16 protein-coding genes are annotated in these 17,406 nt (G+C 32.3%); 10 read left to right on the forward strand and 6 right to left on the reverse strand.

Annotated features, from left to right (window positions below):
• Positions 1–68 precede the first annotated feature (68 nt).
• From EW093_RS09040 to EW093_RS09070, 7 genes are all read left to right on the forward strand, one after another.
• Positions 69–1,211 (forward strand): P-loop NTPase, encoded by a 1,143-nt coding sequence (locus EW093_RS09040; protein ID WP_149568082.1) that lies wholly within the window; start codon positions 69–71, stop codon positions 1,209–1,211.
• Between the two features lie 7 nt (positions 1,212–1,218).
• Positions 1,219–4,014, forward strand: coding sequence for a FapA family protein (locus tag EW093_RS09045; protein WP_149568083.1), 2,796 nt, complete (start codon positions 1,219–1,221; stop codon positions 4,012–4,014).
• A 19-nt stretch (positions 4,015–4,033) separates the two neighbouring features.
• On the forward strand, positions 4,034–4,999 hold the full coding sequence (gene lgt / locus EW093_RS09050) for a prolipoprotein diacylglyceryl transferase (RefSeq protein ID WP_149568084.1): 966 nt from the start codon (positions 4,034–4,036) through the stop codon (positions 4,997–4,999).
• A gap of 3 nt (positions 5,000–5,002) precedes the next feature.
• A complete protein-coding gene (locus EW093_RS09055) occupies positions 5,003–6,154 on the forward strand; it encodes a hypothetical protein (RefSeq protein WP_149568085.1) in 1,152 nt (383 codons plus the stop codon).
• On the forward strand, positions 6,144–7,316 hold the full coding sequence (locus EW093_RS09060) for a TrkA-related ion transporter (protein WP_149568086.1): 1,173 nt from the start codon (positions 6,144–6,146) through the stop codon (positions 7,314–7,316). The genes EW093_RS09055 and EW093_RS09060 overlap by 11 nt, the downstream gene beginning before the upstream one ends.
• Complete coding sequence (locus EW093_RS09065) at positions 7,303–7,821, forward strand: cyclic nucleotide-binding domain-containing protein (protein WP_149568087.1); 519 nt, start codon at positions 7,303–7,305, stop codon at positions 7,819–7,821. Before EW093_RS09060 ends, EW093_RS09065 begins: the two co-directional genes overlap by 14 nt.
• Before the next feature lie 151 nt (positions 7,822–7,972).
• A complete protein-coding gene (locus EW093_RS09070; RefSeq protein WP_149568088.1) occupies positions 7,973–8,572 on the forward strand; it encodes a diacylglycerol/polyprenol kinase family protein in 600 nt (199 codons plus the stop codon).
• Here EW093_RS09070 and EW093_RS09075 read toward each other — a convergent pair.
• Positions 8,569–9,315, reverse strand: coding sequence for a hypothetical protein (locus EW093_RS09075; RefSeq protein ID WP_149568089.1), 747 nt, complete (start codon positions 9,313–9,315; stop codon positions 8,569–8,571). The two genes, EW093_RS09070 and EW093_RS09075, sit on opposite strands and share 4 nt — an antisense overlap.
• 97 nt (positions 9,316–9,412) lie before the next feature.
• On the opposite strand from EW093_RS09075, the gene EW093_RS09080 reads away from it, so the two are divergent.
• Positions 9,413–10,099 (forward strand): DUF2259 domain-containing protein, encoded by a 687-nt coding sequence (locus tag EW093_RS09080; RefSeq protein ID WP_149568090.1) that lies wholly within the window; start codon positions 9,413–9,415, stop codon positions 10,097–10,099.
• A gap of 22 nt (positions 10,100–10,121) precedes the next feature.
• Positions 10,122–10,721 (forward strand): hypothetical protein, encoded by a 600-nt coding sequence (locus EW093_RS09085; RefSeq protein ID WP_149568091.1) that lies wholly within the window; start codon positions 10,122–10,124, stop codon positions 10,719–10,721.
• On the opposite strand, the gene EW093_RS09090 is transcribed toward EW093_RS09085, so the two are convergent.
• On the reverse strand, positions 10,718–11,935 hold the full coding sequence (locus EW093_RS09090; protein ID WP_149568092.1) for a dicarboxylate/amino acid:cation symporter: 1,218 nt from the start codon (positions 11,933–11,935) through the stop codon (positions 10,718–10,720). The two genes, EW093_RS09085 and EW093_RS09090, sit on opposite strands and share 4 nt — an antisense overlap.
• Before the next feature lie 79 nt (positions 11,936–12,014).
• Here EW093_RS09090 and EW093_RS09095 point away from each other — a divergent pair, with 79 nt between their 5' ends.
• On the forward strand, positions 12,015–13,655 hold the full coding sequence (locus tag EW093_RS09095; protein ID WP_149568093.1) for an NAD+ synthase: 1,641 nt from the start codon (positions 12,015–12,017) through the stop codon (positions 13,653–13,655).
• Positions 13,656–13,703: 48 nt separating this feature from the next.
• Here EW093_RS09095 and argS read toward each other — a convergent pair whose 3' ends face one another.
• The 4 genes from argS to EW093_RS09115 are packed head-to-tail and all read right to left on the reverse strand — an operon-like array spanning position 13,704 to position 17,406.
• Complete coding sequence (gene argS / locus EW093_RS09100; protein ID WP_149568094.1) at positions 13,704–15,413, reverse strand: arginine--tRNA ligase; 1,710 nt, start codon at positions 15,411–15,413, stop codon at positions 13,704–13,706.
• A gap of 34 nt (positions 15,414–15,447) precedes the next feature.
• A complete protein-coding gene (locus EW093_RS09105; RefSeq protein ID WP_149568095.1) occupies positions 15,448–16,812 on the reverse strand; it encodes an ATP-binding SpoIIE family protein phosphatase in 1,365 nt (454 codons plus the stop codon).
• Between the two features lie 2 nt (positions 16,813–16,814).
• Positions 16,815–17,054: a response regulator gene (locus tag EW093_RS09110; RefSeq protein WP_149568096.1), complete on the reverse strand. Its 240-nt coding sequence runs from the start codon at positions 17,052–17,054 to the stop codon at positions 16,815–16,817.
• A 4-nt stretch (positions 17,055–17,058) separates the two neighbouring features.
• Positions 17,059–17,406, reverse strand: coding sequence for an Hpt domain-containing protein (locus EW093_RS09115; protein WP_149568097.1), 348 nt, complete (start codon positions 17,404–17,406; stop codon positions 17,059–17,061).

The following is a 17,406-nucleotide window of genomic DNA, read 5'->3' on the forward strand; positions in this document are numbered from 1 at the left end:
TTAAATATGTATTCTTTTCTTATTTTATATAATGAATTATACTATATACAAAAATGCAGGAGGTTTAAATGCATATAATTCCCATTGCAAGTGGTAAAGGTGGTGTTGGTAAATCATTAGTTGCTGCAAATCTTTCTATAGCATTGGCTCAAACAGGCAGAAAAGTTGTATTAGTTGATTTAGACCTAGGAGGATCTAACTTACATGTTATATTAGGTCAGATGGGGTCCTTAAAGGGTATTGGAACTTATATGACCAATTCCGAGATGACTTTTCAAGATATTATTTTAGAAACTTCCTATGAAAACCTATTGTTTATTCCGGGGGAAGCTGAAGTTCCAGGAATGGCAAACTTAAAATCAACTCAAAAGAAAAAAATTATCAATAATTTATTAAAAGTTGAGGCGGACTACTTAATATTAGATCTAGGAGCAGGTACTTCTTTAGATATAATGGACTTCTTTTTAATGTCTGGCCGAGGTTTAATAGTTACAAGTCCTACATTAACAGCAAACTTAAACGCATATCTTTTTTTAAAGAATATCTCATTTAGGATACTTAGTAACTGTTTTCCTAGTAAAAGTCCTGGGGGGAAGTATCTCTCACAGTTAAAAAAGGATGGACACTCTTTACAGCGTATTTATATACCTAAACTAATAGAACAACTTGAAAAAATTGATTCTGAAAATTGTGCAAAATATCAACATGTTATTGATAATTTAAGGCCTAGATTAATATTAAATATGATGGAAGAACCCAAGGATGCAGCTAAAGCTTCAAAACTTAGGCACTCTTCTAGGGAGTACCTAGGTTTGGATTTAGAACATCTTGGAGTTATTTATAGGGATGATGTTCAAATAAAAGCTTTAAATTCTAGACTTCCTGTTATAAAATATAAACCAGGATCTGTTCTTAGTCAGGCTATCTTTAGAATTGCAGATAAGTTGATTGAAGAGGAAGACTTAGATGATGATCTACTTTTTTCGTCAGATTTAGATAGTTCTTTTAAAGAGGCAGAATTAGAGGCTGAGACTGACTTTGATTCTAGGATGGAGTATTTAAATGACCTGTTGTACACGGAAAACATTTCGGTTAGTGATTTAATAGAAACCGTTAAGTCTCAGCAGTATGAGATTAGTCAGTTGAAAAAAGAGAATAACCTTATTAAGTCAAAGTTAGTAAATGCGATAAAGGATGGGTTTGTCATTTAGATAGATTATGAAAACGAATATTAAGGGTAGTATAACAATAAGAATCTCTGAAGATGAAATGTCCGCATTTATAGATTTTAAACCTTCCCAGGTTTTATTTGAATGGAGTGATGATGTAATTTTAGATCTTCTAAAGGAAGCTGGGGTTGTTAAAGGCTACAAAAAATATCAATTTTCTAGATTTTACGACAAGTTAGAGAACTGTGAGAAAGAAGAGAGCTTTAAAGTTGCTACAGGTGAAGAGCCTATATCAGTTTCGCTCTCTAAATATAAAGTAATATCAAAAGGAATGCCTTCTAGTCTTGAAGATGTATTTAATAAACTCTCTGCAAGCCAGGGAAAACCGGAAGTCTTCCCTATTGATGATGAGTTGTTTATAGGTGAAGACCCTGAAGAGAAACAGGGTGTTGTTCTTAATCATTTTTATCTAAATAAAGATGAACCTATAGTTAAGATTAATAGTGATAATAAGCCCAAAAAAGGATTTACAGTTACAGGTAAAGTTTTAGACTCTCCTAAGGAGGGGAAGAGTAATTACTGTATTAGTCATCATTTTAAAATTGATAGGGATTCTGGTATTGTTACCCCATCAAAGAGTGGATTTGTTAGAATTGGTAAGGGGTGGATTGATTTAATCCCTTTTGAGGGTCATACCCTAAACTTAACTTCAAGTGATGACTTTTCAGAATATTTTTTAACATTTAAACCTGGAAGTGATACTGCTCCTATGCCAACTTATGATGATATCCTAGAAATGTTCGCAGAAATAGATTATCCATTAAGTTGGATTAAAGAAGAAAAAATTGTATCAGCCTATTTACAAAAATCTATAATAGAAGAAAAAGAGATAAAATTTTCATTAACAAAAAAAAGAGAGTCAGTAGCTAAGATTGATATTAATCCGTCTAAAACAAGAGCGACCCTTGTATTGAAAAAAGGGGCAGGACCTGGACAAAAATTAACTCTAAAAAGAATTGGTCAGTTGATTCGAGATAGTAAGATTAAGGGAATGAATCTAGACTCAATTAAAAAGACTATTTTAGATTTTTATAAGAGTAAGAAACTAAGTTTAGAGTTTGTTATTGTTGAAGGGAAAACTGCAACTAGGGGAGAAGCCCGAAGGTTAAAATATCAAAAAGAGTTTATATCTGTAGATAAAATAGAAGGTATAATTGATAGAATTGATAATGAAATTGAGACTTTTTACCCCTCATTTAAACTTTTTACTAAGGATGATATCTCTTCGGGATTATTGGTTAAAAAGGGGTTAGAGTTTGCTATTTTGACAGATCCTGTAGATGGTGATGATGGGATTGATATTTATGGAAATACTATTAAAGGTCTTGTTGGAAATGATCCAATAATAAAAACTTATGAAAATATTTCAGTTAAGCAGAATAAATATATTGCTGAGATTGATGGTATCCTAGATGTAGGAGAGATCGATGGTGAGACACATTTAAGAGTCCGTGAACATAAGGACATGTTTGTTGATATCTCTGTTTCTAATGATGCTATGAGTGCTAGTTTCACATTCTATAAATCTGAAGGTTCTGGTGAAAACGCTTCAATTGAGTTTATACAACAACAGATAGAGGATGCTGGTGTTGTAAAGGGAATAAAATCAGAAGTTATAGAAGAGTCATACAATAAATTTATTAATGGAGATCTCATCTCTGAGGTAGTTTTTGCCACAGGGCAGGTTCCTACAGATAAGAAAAGCAGCCGAATAAAGTTTTATGATAATAGTGGAAGATCTAAATTCTCTTATGAAGTTGAAAAGGGAACAGTCGTTGCAAAAATATTTCCATCTAAAGATCAATCAGAGAATGGTTATGATGTTTTAGGGACAGAGATGAAGTCCTCAGGGGTTATATCCCTTGACTTAAAGATTGGTGATAACATTGTAGAAGAACCCCAAGAAGATAAAACTATTAACCTTGTATCTGATATAAATGGAGAACTAAAAGTTGACGATAACTCTATAACAATAATCGATAAAAAGGTCTTATCGACAGATGTTTCAGTTAAAACAGGCAGTATAAAAACCCTATGCTCAATAGTAGTAAAGGGCAGTGTTATGTCTTCGTTATATGTTGTTTCTGGTGGAAATATTAAGATCATGGGTACAGTACAAGGAGCTCTAATTAGCGCAGATAAAAATATTATTATAGCCCAAGGCGTTAAGGGTGAGGATAAGGCCGTATTAAGAGCTAAAGAGAAGATTGACGTAAAGTTTATAGAAAAGGCTAGTATGATGGCTATAGATGATATTCATATAAGAAAAGCGGCTCTGCATACAAAAATAATTAGTAATGGAAAGGTTTTATTTGATAAAAATGGATCAAAGGTCGTCGCTGGTGAGACCTATTGTAAAAAAGGTCTATCGGTTGATGAAATAGGTTCTCCATCGGGTAGTAAAACTAAAATATCCTTTGGGCAAGACTACCTAATTGCTGATAAAATTAAGGTTTTTGAAGGTGATGTTGAAAAAATTCAAGAAGACTTAATGAAGATTGATCAAATATTTAATAAACCTAATGGTCATCTTGGTCAGGATAAAATAGCACATTTAAGAAAACAAAAAGTATTTTTAATGAAGAAGTTAGAGAAAAAAAATATGAAATTATTTCTATTAAGAGAGAAGTTTGAAGAGCACTCAAAATCTGAAATTATTATTAGAAGTAAATTATACCCTGGGGTTGTTTTTGAGTCCCACGGAAGGACTTTGGAAATCTTAGATGAAAGTCCAGCTTGTAGGGTTTCTTTTAACTCTCTTACAGGTCAAATTGAAAAAAAATAACTATTCTTAAGGAGAATTAATGTCAGTTTTTTTATATATAAATTATCCTAGTTGGATAACCCCAGAGATAATTCCTGGTTTTTTTATGAGATGGTATGCTGTAATGTATTTGGTAGCATTAGGTATAACATACGTTCTATTTATGAAGCAGTTAAAAGATGATAAGTATGAGATAAAAAAAGAGGTAGCCTCGGATTATATCTTCTATATAATGATTGGGCTTATTATAGGGGCTAGAATATTCTCTACCTTGGTTTATGAGACAGATGATTATTATAGAAACTCTCCATGGCTTATATTTTGGCCTTTTAGAGATGGCTCTTTTGTTGGATTCCAAGGGATGTCATATCATGGAGGAGTTATTGGTGGTGTAGTAGCAGCTCTAATATTTAGTAAAATAAAGAAGGTGAGCTTTTTAGATTTAGCAGACTACTTATGTACTGCTCTACCTTTGGGATTTACTTTTGGAAGACTAGGAAACTTTATAAACGGAGAGTTATACGGACGAATTACTAAGTCCCCTTTGGGAATGGTTTTTAATACTACTCCTATATCCCATAGGTTCCATATTTCAAATAAGTGGGTTGTAGACTTTGCAAATGATATAGGAATGGACATTTCAACTATGACTCTAGTAAATTTACCAAGACATCCATCTCAGCTCTATGAAGCTTTTTTTGAAGGTATTTTTCTATGGTTCATTCTATGGTTTGTTGTAAGAAGATTTAAAAGCTTTAAAGGTTTTATGCTATCAATGTATCTAACACTATTTGGACTTTTTAGGTTCTGTGTTGAATATTTTAGGCAACCTGATGATGGTCTAGATTTTCCAATACAATTAGGGCCTCACTCTTTTAATTATGAGTTTAAATCCCTTTTGAATATAACTACAGGACAAATATTCTCATTTATGATGTTTATAGCTGGTATTTTACTGTTTATAGCTTTTAAACTTTACAGTAAAAAGGTTACTAATAGTAAGTAAGCAATGGGAAAAAAGATAACGCTTCTACTATATGTATTTATTCCCTGGTTTCTTTATAGTGAATTAGTTAGTGTTCCCGAGTTTAATTATTCTATAAACCCCTTAGAGGGTTGGAATATTCAGCCGTATAGTGATGGATCAGAGCTTAGTTGGTTATCTTCGGATAATAATATCGCATTATATGCCAGTGCATGGAGGGGGGATAAATTCTCAACTCTTAGGGATATGTTTCAATCTCTAACTAAGGATTATGATGCCTATGGAAGTATTGTGCCCTTTGACTACCTTGGAAATGAGAGTGGTATTGGTGAGATAGAGTTAAATATTAACTCTATTCCCCACAAGGGATGGGCTCTTTTTATTAATGGGGATGATTTTGATTATTATCTTATCTCCTTTACCCTATCCCAAAATTATGAAGAGTTCACTAGTGAAATACAGTCGGTTGTAGACAGTTTCTCCTTTGGTGAGTTAGGAGCACTATCCCCTGGTCCAATATCTTCCTTTGTGGACAACTCCCCAAGTAGGGAATTTAAAAAATATAATATCGATTTTTTTGGACACTCTCTTACCGTCTCAGCTTCTGAATATGACTTTGGAACGACCCAAGCCTTAATAGAGAGGGAGGCTATAATTATGGAAAACTACTCCCATGATCCTAAAAATTTCTATAATGCTTGGGTTAGGTACTATCAGATTATATTTAGGGATAATTATTCTAGACTTGACCCATTATTTAACTCTTTATATCCATATTTTGCCGATAATAAATATAGTGATTATGAAATTGTTGAGATTTTAATGTTTTGGATTCAGGGTTATAAATACGATAGAACATTAGAAAGTCGCTCTGATTTAATAAATCCCTTAGAGGCTTCCCTTACTAAAATGGGGGATTGTGACTCTAGGTCCCTAGTTCTTGGGATACTGTTACATAAGTTTGGTATTGAAAATATTCTGTTTACATCGGAAAAGGTTAAACATGCCCTTATAGGAGTTTCTTGTGAAGGTGAGGGGTACTCTTTTGACATTGAAGGTAAAAAATATTTAGCTGTAGAGTTAACAAAAAAGTCTTTAATAGGTGAAATTGATGAATCATTTAAGGATTTGAAATTATGGACACCTGTTAAAATGGAGTATACAAATGGATTCTAAAAATATAATTAAGAAGATTCATTCAATATTTAAAAGATCATCATTTTTATTTCCTCTATTAATGGTTACTGTTATTATTTGGATTTTTGGTTTTGTTCTGTTTTTTCTTGAAAATAGCTATGGAAACCCAGCATTCACATCACTTTTTGATGGTATATGGGCGGCTATTATAACTCTAAGTTCAACTGGGTACGGGCTTAAGGTTGCTGAATCATTTCCTGGAAGGATTTTTACATTTGTTATAATATTTTTTGGAATAGGTTTAGTTAGTTATTTATCAGGGGTTTTTGCATCCCTTTTTGTAGATAGAAATTCGAAGGCAAGGAGAGGTTTAATGGATTTCCCAAAATTAAAAAATCATCTAGTTATTTGTGGTTGGTCTAAAAGGATGAAGGAGATTCTTTCCTATGTAATTGAAGAGTCTACAGATATCAGTTCCAACGACATTATTCTTTTAAACAATGCTGATCCAGAACAGATAGAGCTTTTAAGGGAGACTAAACTTTTAGAAGATATAAAATTTGTCCGTGGGGACTTTTTTGCACCAACTCATCTACTAAGAGCTAATATTAAGGATGCAAGAAAGGTAATTGTATTAGCTGATACTCTAATGAATACATCATTTTCTGAGATCGATTCAAAAACTATTATGACAGTTATGACTATAAAATCCATATCTCGTGATACTTATGTCTGTGCAGAGTTGTTAGATAAAAAGTATGAGGGTAATCTAAAACAAGCTTCATGTGATGAAATTTTACTTAGTAGAGAGATGGCTAAAAATATAATTGCCAATGCAACAATGTCCCAGGGTATGTCCCATATATTAAATGAGTTATTAAGTGGTACGGAGTCTATATTAAAAACAATGGAGATCCCTGGAAAGTTTATTGGTAGGGAGTATGTAGAATTTTTAAAAGATGTTGGGAAGACCGGTTTAGTTGTTCTAGGTATTCTTGAAAATGCAGTACCTGTGAATATAATGAAAATGGAGGCATTAAGAGAGGCTCAGAAAACTACAGACATTTCAAGGTTAGTTCAAAACCTTCAGGATGTTAAAGGAATGAGTGTAAACAATCCTTACTTTGCACCCTCTAAGGATTACATTATCAAAAATTACTCTATGGCAATAGTTTTAGAGAGGTTAAATGGAAATGAATAATAGTGAAGAGAAAAACCAAGAAAGATTAAAAAAACTATCTCAAATACCTCTTTTTAGCTCCTTTGCTGATAATAGAGAGTCTTTAATGAAACTAAATGAAATCTGTTCTCTTAAGGAGTTTGATAAGGATGTTATTGTTATTTCCGAAGGTGATACCGGGGATGATATGTTCATTATGTTTGATGGTATTGTTGAGATTAGGAAAAATACTAGAAGTGGTGATGAGTATACTGTTGTTGAGTTAAAAGCTGAATTTAATGTTTTTTTTGGAGAGCTTGCTATTGTTAGTGAAGGTGAAAGGTCTGCGACTGTTATTACAAAAAGCAAGTGTAAATTCCTTGTTATTACTAAAAAGGATTTTGAGGACTTTTGTGAAGAGCATCCAACAATTGGTCTGCATATTACTAGGGAGATTTTAAAAACAGTTGCAGAGAGATTAAGAAAGACTAATGATGATATGCTTACAATCTTTGACGCTTTAATGAATGAAATAAAGAACTCGTAGCATATTCGTAAATAAATAAATATTAGTATTATCATAGTAAAATATGAATTTAACTGTATGAAAAAGTATACAGTTAAGGACAAAACCTCCTTATCTTTACTTAATAGACCCTCTGTTTTAACGTTGGCACGTATATTGCTTTATCAGAAGTATGAATGAAAGTAGAAATTTAATAAGACAAAATTATAATCCTATGGAAAAAGAGGTAATTAGAAAGGGTATACATATGACTATAGCCTTTATTCCATCCTTAGCCTTATTTAGCAGAAGTTTAACTATTACTCTGTTACTACTTGGAACAGTCTTCTATTTAATTAGCGAAATATTTAGAGTTAATAATAAAGAATTTATAGGTTTTGTAACCTCAATATCAGAAATTGCCTCTAGAGAAAGGGATAAAGGTATAACTTTAGGTCCCGTAACCCTTGCTGTTGGGTCATTATTAGTACTTTCACTATTTACTCCTGTTGCAGCAGCCTGTGGGATTTACGCTCTAGCATTTGGAGATGGGCTATCTAGTGTAACAGGTAAGTTGTGGGGATATAAAAAAATTCCATTTACCCAAGGGAAATCCTATGTTGGGTTTTTTACATGTTTTACAATGATATTATCAACAACTTACGGTGTAACAGGATTATTAAATAAATCACTTCTTGCTGCAGTTGCAGGGGCTATTACAGAGCTTATACCTATAAAAGATATAGATAATTTGCTTATACCTATTGTTGTAGCATTAGCAGTAGTACTTTAACCCCAAAGAGTTATTGTATGCATACTTGTCATAAACATAATTGCTCCACATATTAGTAATAATACTATTGCAATACCAAACATTATACTTAATGAAATAAAAGTTAAAACTAGGCATGTCGAAAGCATAAATGTTGCTATTCCTAAGTATAAATAATCTCTATTCTTAGAATCAAAACCACTTTTTATTAGTGTTATAAAAGTAATTAAAACTATGGCAACTGTAATTGCTTGTTCCTCTGTTCTAAAAATAATCATTGGTAGAAGGGTGTTCTCAATAACTCCTGTATTAAAGTGAATCATTGTTGCTAAAACTGCGGATGTTAAGATGGATAATAAAACCCAGCTACCAACCTTCTGTTTCTTTATACTATAAGAGAAGAGGGATGCTCCTAGGAGTGATAGTAGACCAAGATATTTAAGAAATATGGAAATTCTTCCTAAAAGTATAATTATAGCGTATGTTTCAAAGTTTATAGTTAGGTCCAGGACTCTAATCCCTTGGAGAGAAAATGAAGTTAAAAAGATAACAAATAGGATTATTTCCGATGGTAAGCTCTTTTTAAAATATAGATATATAAATAGTGTTATTATTCCAGAAACAATAGAGTTAGTTAGAAGTAAATATAGGCTGGGGATTCTTATTAAAGGGTTTAGATAAAATATAAAAATTAATAGTATAGTTATTAATATATTTATTGTTGTGGAAATACCAAGTATTAGATTTTTTATTTTTAATGTCATAGCTAATTAAACATTATATTGAAAGAAACGTCAAAAAAAATGAAAAATAATTTTATGAAATTTGTATTTTGTTCGATATTGATGTTAAGGAGTTATTATGAAAAAACTTTCTATTATTATATTAATTATAAATTTATCTACTTTTATGTTTGCTGGGGATGTATCTACTTTTATGAATCTTGGATTCTCTCCTGATGGCAAGTACTTCTTGTTTGGGGAGTATGGAATAGTTTCTGACTATCAAAAAGCTTATTCTAACATGTGGTTAGTAGATGTTAAAAAGAACTCATTTGTAAGTGGTGGAGTTTTCTCTGGAGAGTATAAAACAGTTATAGAACCAGGAGAATCAGCTATTGGTGGTTTATTAAAACTACTAAATGAAGCCCAAAAAAAAGTAGAAGCATATAAGATCGATTTTCTAGAACAGGGAAGACCACTATATGTAAGAATAAATGATGATAATAATGTTGATAAGTTAAAATTTCGGGACTTTGTAACAGGTTTAGAGTATGAGTTTGTAATGGATAAGAAGATTAGGGAGCAGGGTAGTAACAAGTACTCTTCCTTTGGAATATCCTTAAAAACAACAGATAAGTCTGGAAAAGTTAAAAGCTATAAACTTGGAAACCCTGCATACGAGAGAAAGAGTGTAATTGATTATAAAATAGAGAGAATCCTGCACAGCTCTACAGGTGATAATATTGTAGTCGTTTTGTCTAAATATATTTTAGATGGAGAAAATACTATAATTCGTTATATGGTTGAAACTATTAGCTTAAAATAGTAATAGCTAATATAATAAGGGTATGAGAGTTAAATTCCTTGTAATACTTTATATATTTTTAATTTTAAGTAAAAGCTTCTCTTATGAAATAGGAGGAGCAATGTCTTTAGACTATTTTAATAATCCTGTTATTGATAGTGCACCCTCCCCAATACAACAACAACCTCAATTTATTCACAATTTAAATATTGGTATTTTTACCCTCCATAGTGGCATAGGTATCGTAGAGGCAAACTATGAATTCCAAAGTAACGGATTTCCTGTTTTCAACGATATGTACTCAGGCTTTTACACTCTTGAATTTGATCTATATACACTTCCTGGGCTATCTTTTAAGTTAAATGATAAAGTTACCCTAGGTGCCCTAGTTGGTGGTGGATTTAGGCTTCCTGTGCTTGTTAAGGAGGATTCTGATGCTGGAGATGGTGTTAATAATGCATTTTCATGGTTTTATTCTGAGTATCGCTATCTATTTTGGAGTGCAACTATCTTTTCTAAAATCAAACTTCCATTAAGTGACAATACAAAACTCTATTTAGATTTCCACTATCGGGATTTTATTTTTAGGGATAACCAGTGGATAATAGGTGCCACAGTAGGATTACTGTGGCAGTTTAATTAAACCCTTTTATCAGGATCCATTATAGTATTGATAATTATAATAGTCGCTGCGTTTAACAGTGTTGAAACAGAGGCTAATATTGGAAATGATGGGGATAAGATAATAAAACTATCCTCTATACCACCGTAACCATATAGTGCACAGAGTAAAAATAGGGATGCTATACTACTACCCACCATTTTTGTTGGTAAGCAAAAAGAGATAAGAAATGACATTACTCCAACCCATAATATCTGTGTCGCAGTTATTTCTAAACTGGAATAAGACTTAAGTATTACTATAAAGGTAATTACTGAAACTAGCGCTGTACCAGCTTTTGAGAATAGGGTTAAAAGTGGAATATTGTAACCAGAGTACTCTCTTTTTATTTTAAACTCTCTCTTTTGAGTTAAAATTACAGCCCCACTACTAAAGAATTGATCACCAGTAATAATAGTTGAAATAAGTGTTGGTATCTCTAGAAACATAAATTTAAATGGATTCTTCTTCCCTGATACAAAGTAAAATATTAGTGGATATATTACAAATAAAACAATAAATGTAATAGTTCCTAACATTATTGTTAGCGGTAAAAAGATAGTGATATCAAGTATGTTTTTTATCTGTATCACATAGGCTGCAGTAAGGATTGCTACCCAGATATATGATATTTTGAAAAAATATTCATTTATTTTAAAAAATAGCCTAGAAAGTGAGTCTACAAGGTTAAATGTTGGCTCGATCTCCTCTCTTGTTGTTATAGTAAAAAAAACACCTAATATTATTGCCAGAACAAAAAATGGTATGAATTGGTTGTTTTCACCATCAAAATTTCCTTGAAAAATTGAAAAAATATTTCCAGGGAATGATTGATTTAATAACTCTTGAAAACTTGGAACACTTACGCTCTGTATACCATCGATAACAACAGGAATTTGACCTGGAGAGAATAGTAATGAAGAGGTTATACCTACTATTACTAATAAAAGAGCAAAAATAGCTGATAGAGCTAGTAGTTTAAAGCTGTTTTTTACTAAGAGTTTATCCCTTTGTAGCTGAGTAACAGATACAATAAGTGAAAAAAACATTAAGGGAAGAACGATATATCTTCCTATCAATAGTAGGTTGGTAGAAAGGCCTGTTATAAAAGTTAGTATTAGATTATCGGCAGGTAATAAAACAGCTATTAAAGCTCCTAGGACGGCACCTACCAATACCTGGACTGAAGTTTTCATTAATTTCTCCTTTTAAAATCTAAGATTATCATATTATTTTTTTATTTGATATAGTATATTTTTACAATAAGGAGTTGGTATGAAAATAGCGGCAGGTCAGATAAATCCAAAAATTGGAGACTTTAAAAATAATGCCCTTAATATATTAGAAGAGTCAATTAAGGCGTATAAGCTTGGTGTTGATCTTATTGTTTTTCCAGAGATGTCTATAAGTGGTTATCCCCCAATGGATTTAGTTAACTATGACTCTTTTGTTAATAAAAATATTCAGTCATTAAAATGGCTCCAGGACAATCTAACTGCTGATATTGCTATTTGTGTTGGCTATGTCGATTTTAATAGTAAATTACAGGGGAAAAGATTAGTTAATCGAGCTGTTATAATACACAACAATAAAGTAATATATTCCCAGGATAAGACACTTCTTCCTACCTATGATGTTTTTGATGAGGCGAGATATTTTGAACCAGGTACAGTTAGAACCTTTTTTGAGTTTAGAGGTAAAAAAATTGGCTTAGCAATTTGTGAAGATATTTGGTGGAATCATGGAGAGTTTAGTGATAAAGAGTACCCTGAAAATCCTGTAGATGATATTTTGTCCCATAATCCAGACTTAATAATTGTTCCATCAGCTTCTCCATTTTATTCTGGTAAGACAATTACTCGAATGGAGATTGTAAAAGATATATCTTCTAAGGGCAGATGCTCTGTTTTATATTCAAATATGATTGGTGCAAATGATAACTTAATTTTTGATGGAAACTCTTTTGTTGTAAATAGTGATTCAGAAGTTATTGCTGTAGCTAAGGGTTTTGAAGAAGATTTAATGGTTGTTGATTTAGATTCAAAACTTACCATACCTGAACCTAAGTACGAAAAGTACTTTGAAATAGAGAGTGCACTCTCCTTAGGTATAAAAGAGTATGTTAGAAAGTGTGGTTTATCAAGTGTAATTATTGGATCATCTGGAGGGATAGACTCTGCTCTAGTTGCTGTACTTGCTGTTAAAGCCCTGGGAAAGGATAATGTTAAAACCTTTGCAATGCCCTCTAGGTACTCCTCCGAGGGTAGTAGGATTGATGCAAAACAGTTGGCAGAAAACTTAGGTATTACCTACGATGAGTTAGTTATAGAGCCAATGTTTGATTCATTTTTAGATACATTAAGTCCATATTTTAGTGGTACTGAACCTAATGTTGCAGAGGAGAATATCCAAGCTAGAATTAGGGGAACCTTGTTAATGGCGTACTCAAATAAGTTTGGTGGGATGGTTTTAACCACTGGTAATAAGTCAGAACTAGCAACAGGTTATTGTACTCTATATGGAGATATGGCTGGAGGTCTTTCTGTTATTGGTGATCTTTTTAAGACGGAAGTTTTTGAACTATGTTACTATATAAATAGATCTAATGAGATAATACCTAAAAATATTTTGGAGAAACCACCAAGTGCAGAGTTACGGCCGGATCAGAAGGATGAGGACACTCTTCCTCCCTATGATATTTTAGATGGAATCCTAGAGTTATATATTGTTCATAATAAATCCTTGGAAGATATAGTAACAGAAGGTTATGATTTTGAAACTGTAAAGTTTGTTCTTAACTTAACAGCAAGGGTTGAATTTAAGCGGAACCAGGTTCCCCCAGTATTAAAAGTTTCTAAAAAGGCTTTTGGTAATGGTAGAAGAATTCCTATTGCAAGAAGTTTAACAGAGGTATAAAAAAAGGCTGTTGAAAGTCATAATGACTTTTGCAACAGCCCCTTTTATTTACATTCGATCTAAAACTTCTATTCCTAAAAGGTCTAGTCCAGATTTAATTGTTAATGCTACCTTATGAATCAAGAGTAGTCTTGATTGTTTTTCACTCTCTTCAGATTTGATAATGTTTATTGCATTATAGAATGTATTAAATAGCTGAGCTAGCTCATATACATAATCTGCAATAACATTTGGCTTGCAACTCTCTGCAGCCTTATCAATTACACTGTGAAACTTTGTTAGTTGTAGTATAATCTTATTCTCAATTTCGGACTCAAATATTAAGTTATCCACTTTTTGATTTGTATCGAATTCTGTCTTTCTTAATATGGATTGAATTCTAGCATATACATATTGTAGATAAGGTGATGTATTTCCTTCAAAGCTTAGGTTTTTATCCCAATCAAATACTATGGTGCTACTTCTATTTTGACTTAGGTCAGAGTATTTAACAGCACCTATTCCTACAACCCGTGCAATCTCTTTTTTCTCCTCTGTGGAAAGTTCTGGGTTTTTCTCCTCTACAATTTTTAGTGCTCGACTCTCTGCTTCATCTAATAGGGTTTCAAGTCGAATAACATTACCTTTTCTACTACTAAAATGACTGTCTGCGAATTTCATTAATCCAAAAGTTACATGTATATTGTTTACATCCCAACCTAACATCTCAGATACTCTGAAAAATTGTTTAAAATGATCAGCTTGTCTATCATCTGTTACATATATCAACTTATTAAGATCATAGGATTCTCTTTTCTTTTTTATACAAGCAAGATCCGAAGTTGCATATAGAGTAGCCCCATCTGATTTTCTTATTAAGCAAGGGTGAAGGTGTTCGCTCTCATCAAATTCGACAATAAGTGCCCCTTGACTCTCCTTAGCTATTCTCTTTTCTTCTAACTCTTTAATTACACTAGGCATTGAGTCTACATAGTAAGACTCCCCCCAATATGTGTCAAAGGATACATTTAATCTTTTATATAGCTTGTTATACTCAGTTATAGATGTATCTACAAACTCTTTCCAGAGTTTTGTATTAATTTCATCACCATCTTGTAGTTTCTTAAGCTCTTTTCTTGCTTCTGGAAGTAGGGCCTCATTCTGTGCAGACTCCTGTTCAAATTTTACGTAAATTCTTTCTAGTTCTGCTAATGGATCTGTTTGGTATGCGCTTTTATCTAGCCAGTTATTATAACCTACTATTAATTTACCAAATTGAGTCCCCCAATCACCTAAATGGTTATCAGCAATGACTTCTCTTTTCATAAATTTATACATTCGCTTTATTGATTCACCAATTATTGTAGATCTTAAGTGGGCAATATGCATTCTTTTTGCAATATTAGGGGATGAGTAGTCTATTACTGTTACACCCTTTTCCACATTAAGGTCATAATCCCAAGAATTGGGGTTAAAATCTCTTAAGTAGCTATTTATCATGTTTGACGATAAAAAGAAGTTTATAAACCCAGGTCCTGCAATATCTGTCTTCTCAATTATACTCTGTGTCTCTATGTTTTCTAGGATTTTTGTTGCAATTTCTCTAGGGTTTCTGCGGAGTTTTTTTGAGGATACAAGGGCTATATTAGTTTGGAAATGCCCTAATTTTATATCTTTAGTAAATTGAACACTAATATCCTTGTGGTCAATTTCCCCATTAAAACTCTTGTCTACCGCCTCTATAAGTAGATCTGTTACAACATCTGTTATGATTTTCATAATAACTCCTAATGACCATAATTTACCCTTTGAGCTACATATTATCAATAGGTGTTTTGAAGTTATTGTATGTATAAACCTTATCTTTTTTCCTTTGTGTTATAGCCTTTCTACCATTGTTTACATATTTTAGAGAATTCATAAGTCTTCTTGTTAACCAAATACCTCTTCCATGTTTATACCCCTCTTCGTTATTGTCGTACATTTTTTGCAGCTTCACTCTATCTGTTGGTTCTGGAACTAGCTTCTCATCAAATCCATTTCCTTCATCTTCAATAACAAATTCGACGTATCTACAATTTATTGTATGTTCTATTGTTACTTTTTTTGATGGGTCCCCTGTATTACCATGCTCTATAGCATTTAGAATTAGTTCTCTAACCGCTAAAACTATTTTTTCTGACTCATCATAGTTGTAATCATACTCAAAAAGGTCATTTTTTATACAACTAATCTCTCTGTCTAAATCATCTCGTGTATAGAGATAGGTTGTATACTCCTTGCTCTCTTTTATCTGAAAGTATATTAGGCTTAAGTCATCGTCTAAAGAGTTATTACGTGTGTTCTCGAAGATAAAGTTCATAAACCTCTCATGGTCTTTCGTGAGGTTTTTACCCATTTGTGCCAACTCATTTTTTAGAATTTCATCTTTTGATCTATCCCAGATAGCATCTTTTATTTCAATAATAGCATCAGAGTAGTAGATTATAATATCATTAGGTTTAACTTTAAAACTCTTAACAACATATTGGCTTTCCGTATTATACCCTAAGTGCATACCCATAGCTCTTTGTAGGGGATATGCCTCCTTATTTCTTATTAGGTACGGGTGTTCTCCATTGGCACTACTGTAGAAGAATTTCATAGAAACAGGATCGTATATAGATACAAACATAACTGGAAATTGATCGGATGTTAGATAACCTGCAGCATCTATATTTACCATCTGTACAAAATTTGCCAGATATTTAGGATTATCTAAAAGGTAGAGATGTCTATCGCATATTGATTTTAATAGAGTGGCAAACATAGATGCCTCGAGACCATGACCTGTACAGTCGACCAATATTACAGCAAGATTACCTCTTACTGTTTTTATTATGTTAAAAAAATCTCCCCCCATCTCCTGGGATGGTTTATATAAAGCCCGTATATTTACATTATCTATACTTGGGATTTCCCGGGTGTATAGGAGTTGTTGAATCTCTTTTGCCCTTGCTATTTCCTCTTTTTGTAAATTTAACTGATATGCAAGCTTTTGGTGGATATCGATTATTCTGGTTGCAACCTTTAGTGTTATACTTAATGTATCTGGATCAATTGGTTTAGTTAAAAAATTATCTACTCCTGCGTCAAAGCCCTCATTAGAGTTTTCTTTATCCCTATTTGACGTTATCATTATTATATAAGTATAGTTTCCAGACTCTTTCTCTTTTTTCTTATTTTTTTTACTAAATCTATACCAGAGATTTTTGGCATTATCCAGTCTAGAAGTGCTATTCTTGGAGGATTATCAACTTGTAGTTTCTCCCATGCTTCTTCACCATTTATTGCCTCAATAACATTGAAGTTAAGCCTTTTTAAAATTCCTTTTAAGAGATTTCTAGAAGTTTTAGAATCATCAGCAATTAATATATCCATATATCTACTTCATTATATCCAAACTTTTTATTTTATCTAAAGTATTTATCCAGCATAACTTTAATTGGTCAAATGTATTCTTCAAAAAAACAGACTCTTTGTTAATAGAGTTTTCTTCTAATAAAAGTGATATCCGATAAAGCTCTATAGCTCCAGCTGATGCTGATGTTCCTTTAAGAGTATGGGCATTTTTTTTTATTGCATAACTATCCATATTTATAATTGATAGTTTTATAGATTGAATTATCTCCGGAGTCTCATCAAGAAAGTCTATTAGAATTTCTTTTGCAAACTCCGGATCATTTAATGTTCTATGTAGTAGACCTTCTAAATCTATTAATGTGTCCCTCAT

The organism is Thiospirochaeta perfilievii (assembly GCF_008329945.1).
Taxonomy (GTDB): Bacteria; Spirochaetota; Spirochaetia; order DSM-2461; family DSM-2461; genus Thiospirochaeta; species Thiospirochaeta perfilievii.

What these genes read in the sequence shown, in the direction of transcription:
- EW093_RS09040 (WP_149568082.1), top strand. Translation starts at nt 69, where the DNA reads ATGCATATAATTCCCATTGCAAGTGGTAAAGGTGGTGTTGGTAAATCA.
- EW093_RS09045 (WP_149568083.1), top strand. Translation starts at nt 1,219, where the DNA reads ATGAAAACGAATATTAAGGGTAGTATAACAATAAGAATCTCTGAAGAT.
- lgt (WP_149568084.1), top strand. Translation starts at nt 4,034, where the DNA reads ATGTCAGTTTTTTTATATATAAATTATCCTAGTTGGATAACCCCAGAG.
- EW093_RS09055 (WP_149568085.1), top strand. Translation starts at nt 5,003, where the DNA reads ATGGGAAAAAAGATAACGCTTCTACTATATGTATTTATTCCCTGGTTT.
- EW093_RS09060 (WP_149568086.1), top strand. Translation starts at nt 6,144, where the DNA reads ATGGATTCTAAAAATATAATTAAGAAGATTCATTCAATATTTAAAAGA.
- EW093_RS09065 (WP_149568087.1), top strand. Translation starts at nt 7,303, where the DNA reads ATGGAAATGAATAATAGTGAAGAGAAAAACCAAGAAAGATTAAAAAAA.
- EW093_RS09070 (WP_149568088.1), top strand. Translation starts at nt 7,973, where the DNA reads ATGAATGAAAGTAGAAATTTAATAAGACAAAATTATAATCCTATGGAA.
- EW093_RS09075 (WP_149568089.1), bottom strand. Translation starts at nt 9,315, where the DNA reads ATGACATTAAAAATAAAAAATCTAATACTTGGTATTTCCACAACAATA.
- EW093_RS09080 (WP_149568090.1), top strand. Translation starts at nt 9,413, where the DNA reads ATGAAAAAACTTTCTATTATTATATTAATTATAAATTTATCTACTTTT.
- EW093_RS09085 (WP_149568091.1), top strand. Translation starts at nt 10,122, where the DNA reads ATGAGAGTTAAATTCCTTGTAATACTTTATATATTTTTAATTTTAAGT.
- EW093_RS09090 (WP_149568092.1), bottom strand. Translation starts at nt 11,935, where the DNA reads ATGAAAACTTCAGTCCAGGTATTGGTAGGTGCCGTCCTAGGAGCTTTA.
- EW093_RS09095 (WP_149568093.1), top strand. Translation starts at nt 12,015, where the DNA reads ATGAAAATAGCGGCAGGTCAGATAAATCCAAAAATTGGAGACTTTAAA.
- argS (WP_149568094.1), bottom strand. Translation starts at nt 15,413, where the DNA reads ATGAAAATCATAACAGATGTTGTAACAGATCTACTTATAGAGGCGGTA.
- EW093_RS09105 (WP_149568095.1), bottom strand. Translation starts at nt 16,812, where the DNA reads ATGATAACGTCAAATAGGGATAAAGAAAACTCTAATGAGGGCTTTGAC.
- EW093_RS09110 (WP_149568096.1), bottom strand. Translation starts at nt 17,054, where the DNA reads ATGGATATATTAATTGCTGATGATTCTAAAACTTCTAGAAATCTCTTA.
- EW093_RS09115 (WP_149568097.1), bottom strand. Translation starts at nt 17,406, where the DNA reads ATGAGGGACACATTAATAGATTTAGAAGGTCTACTACATAGAACATTA.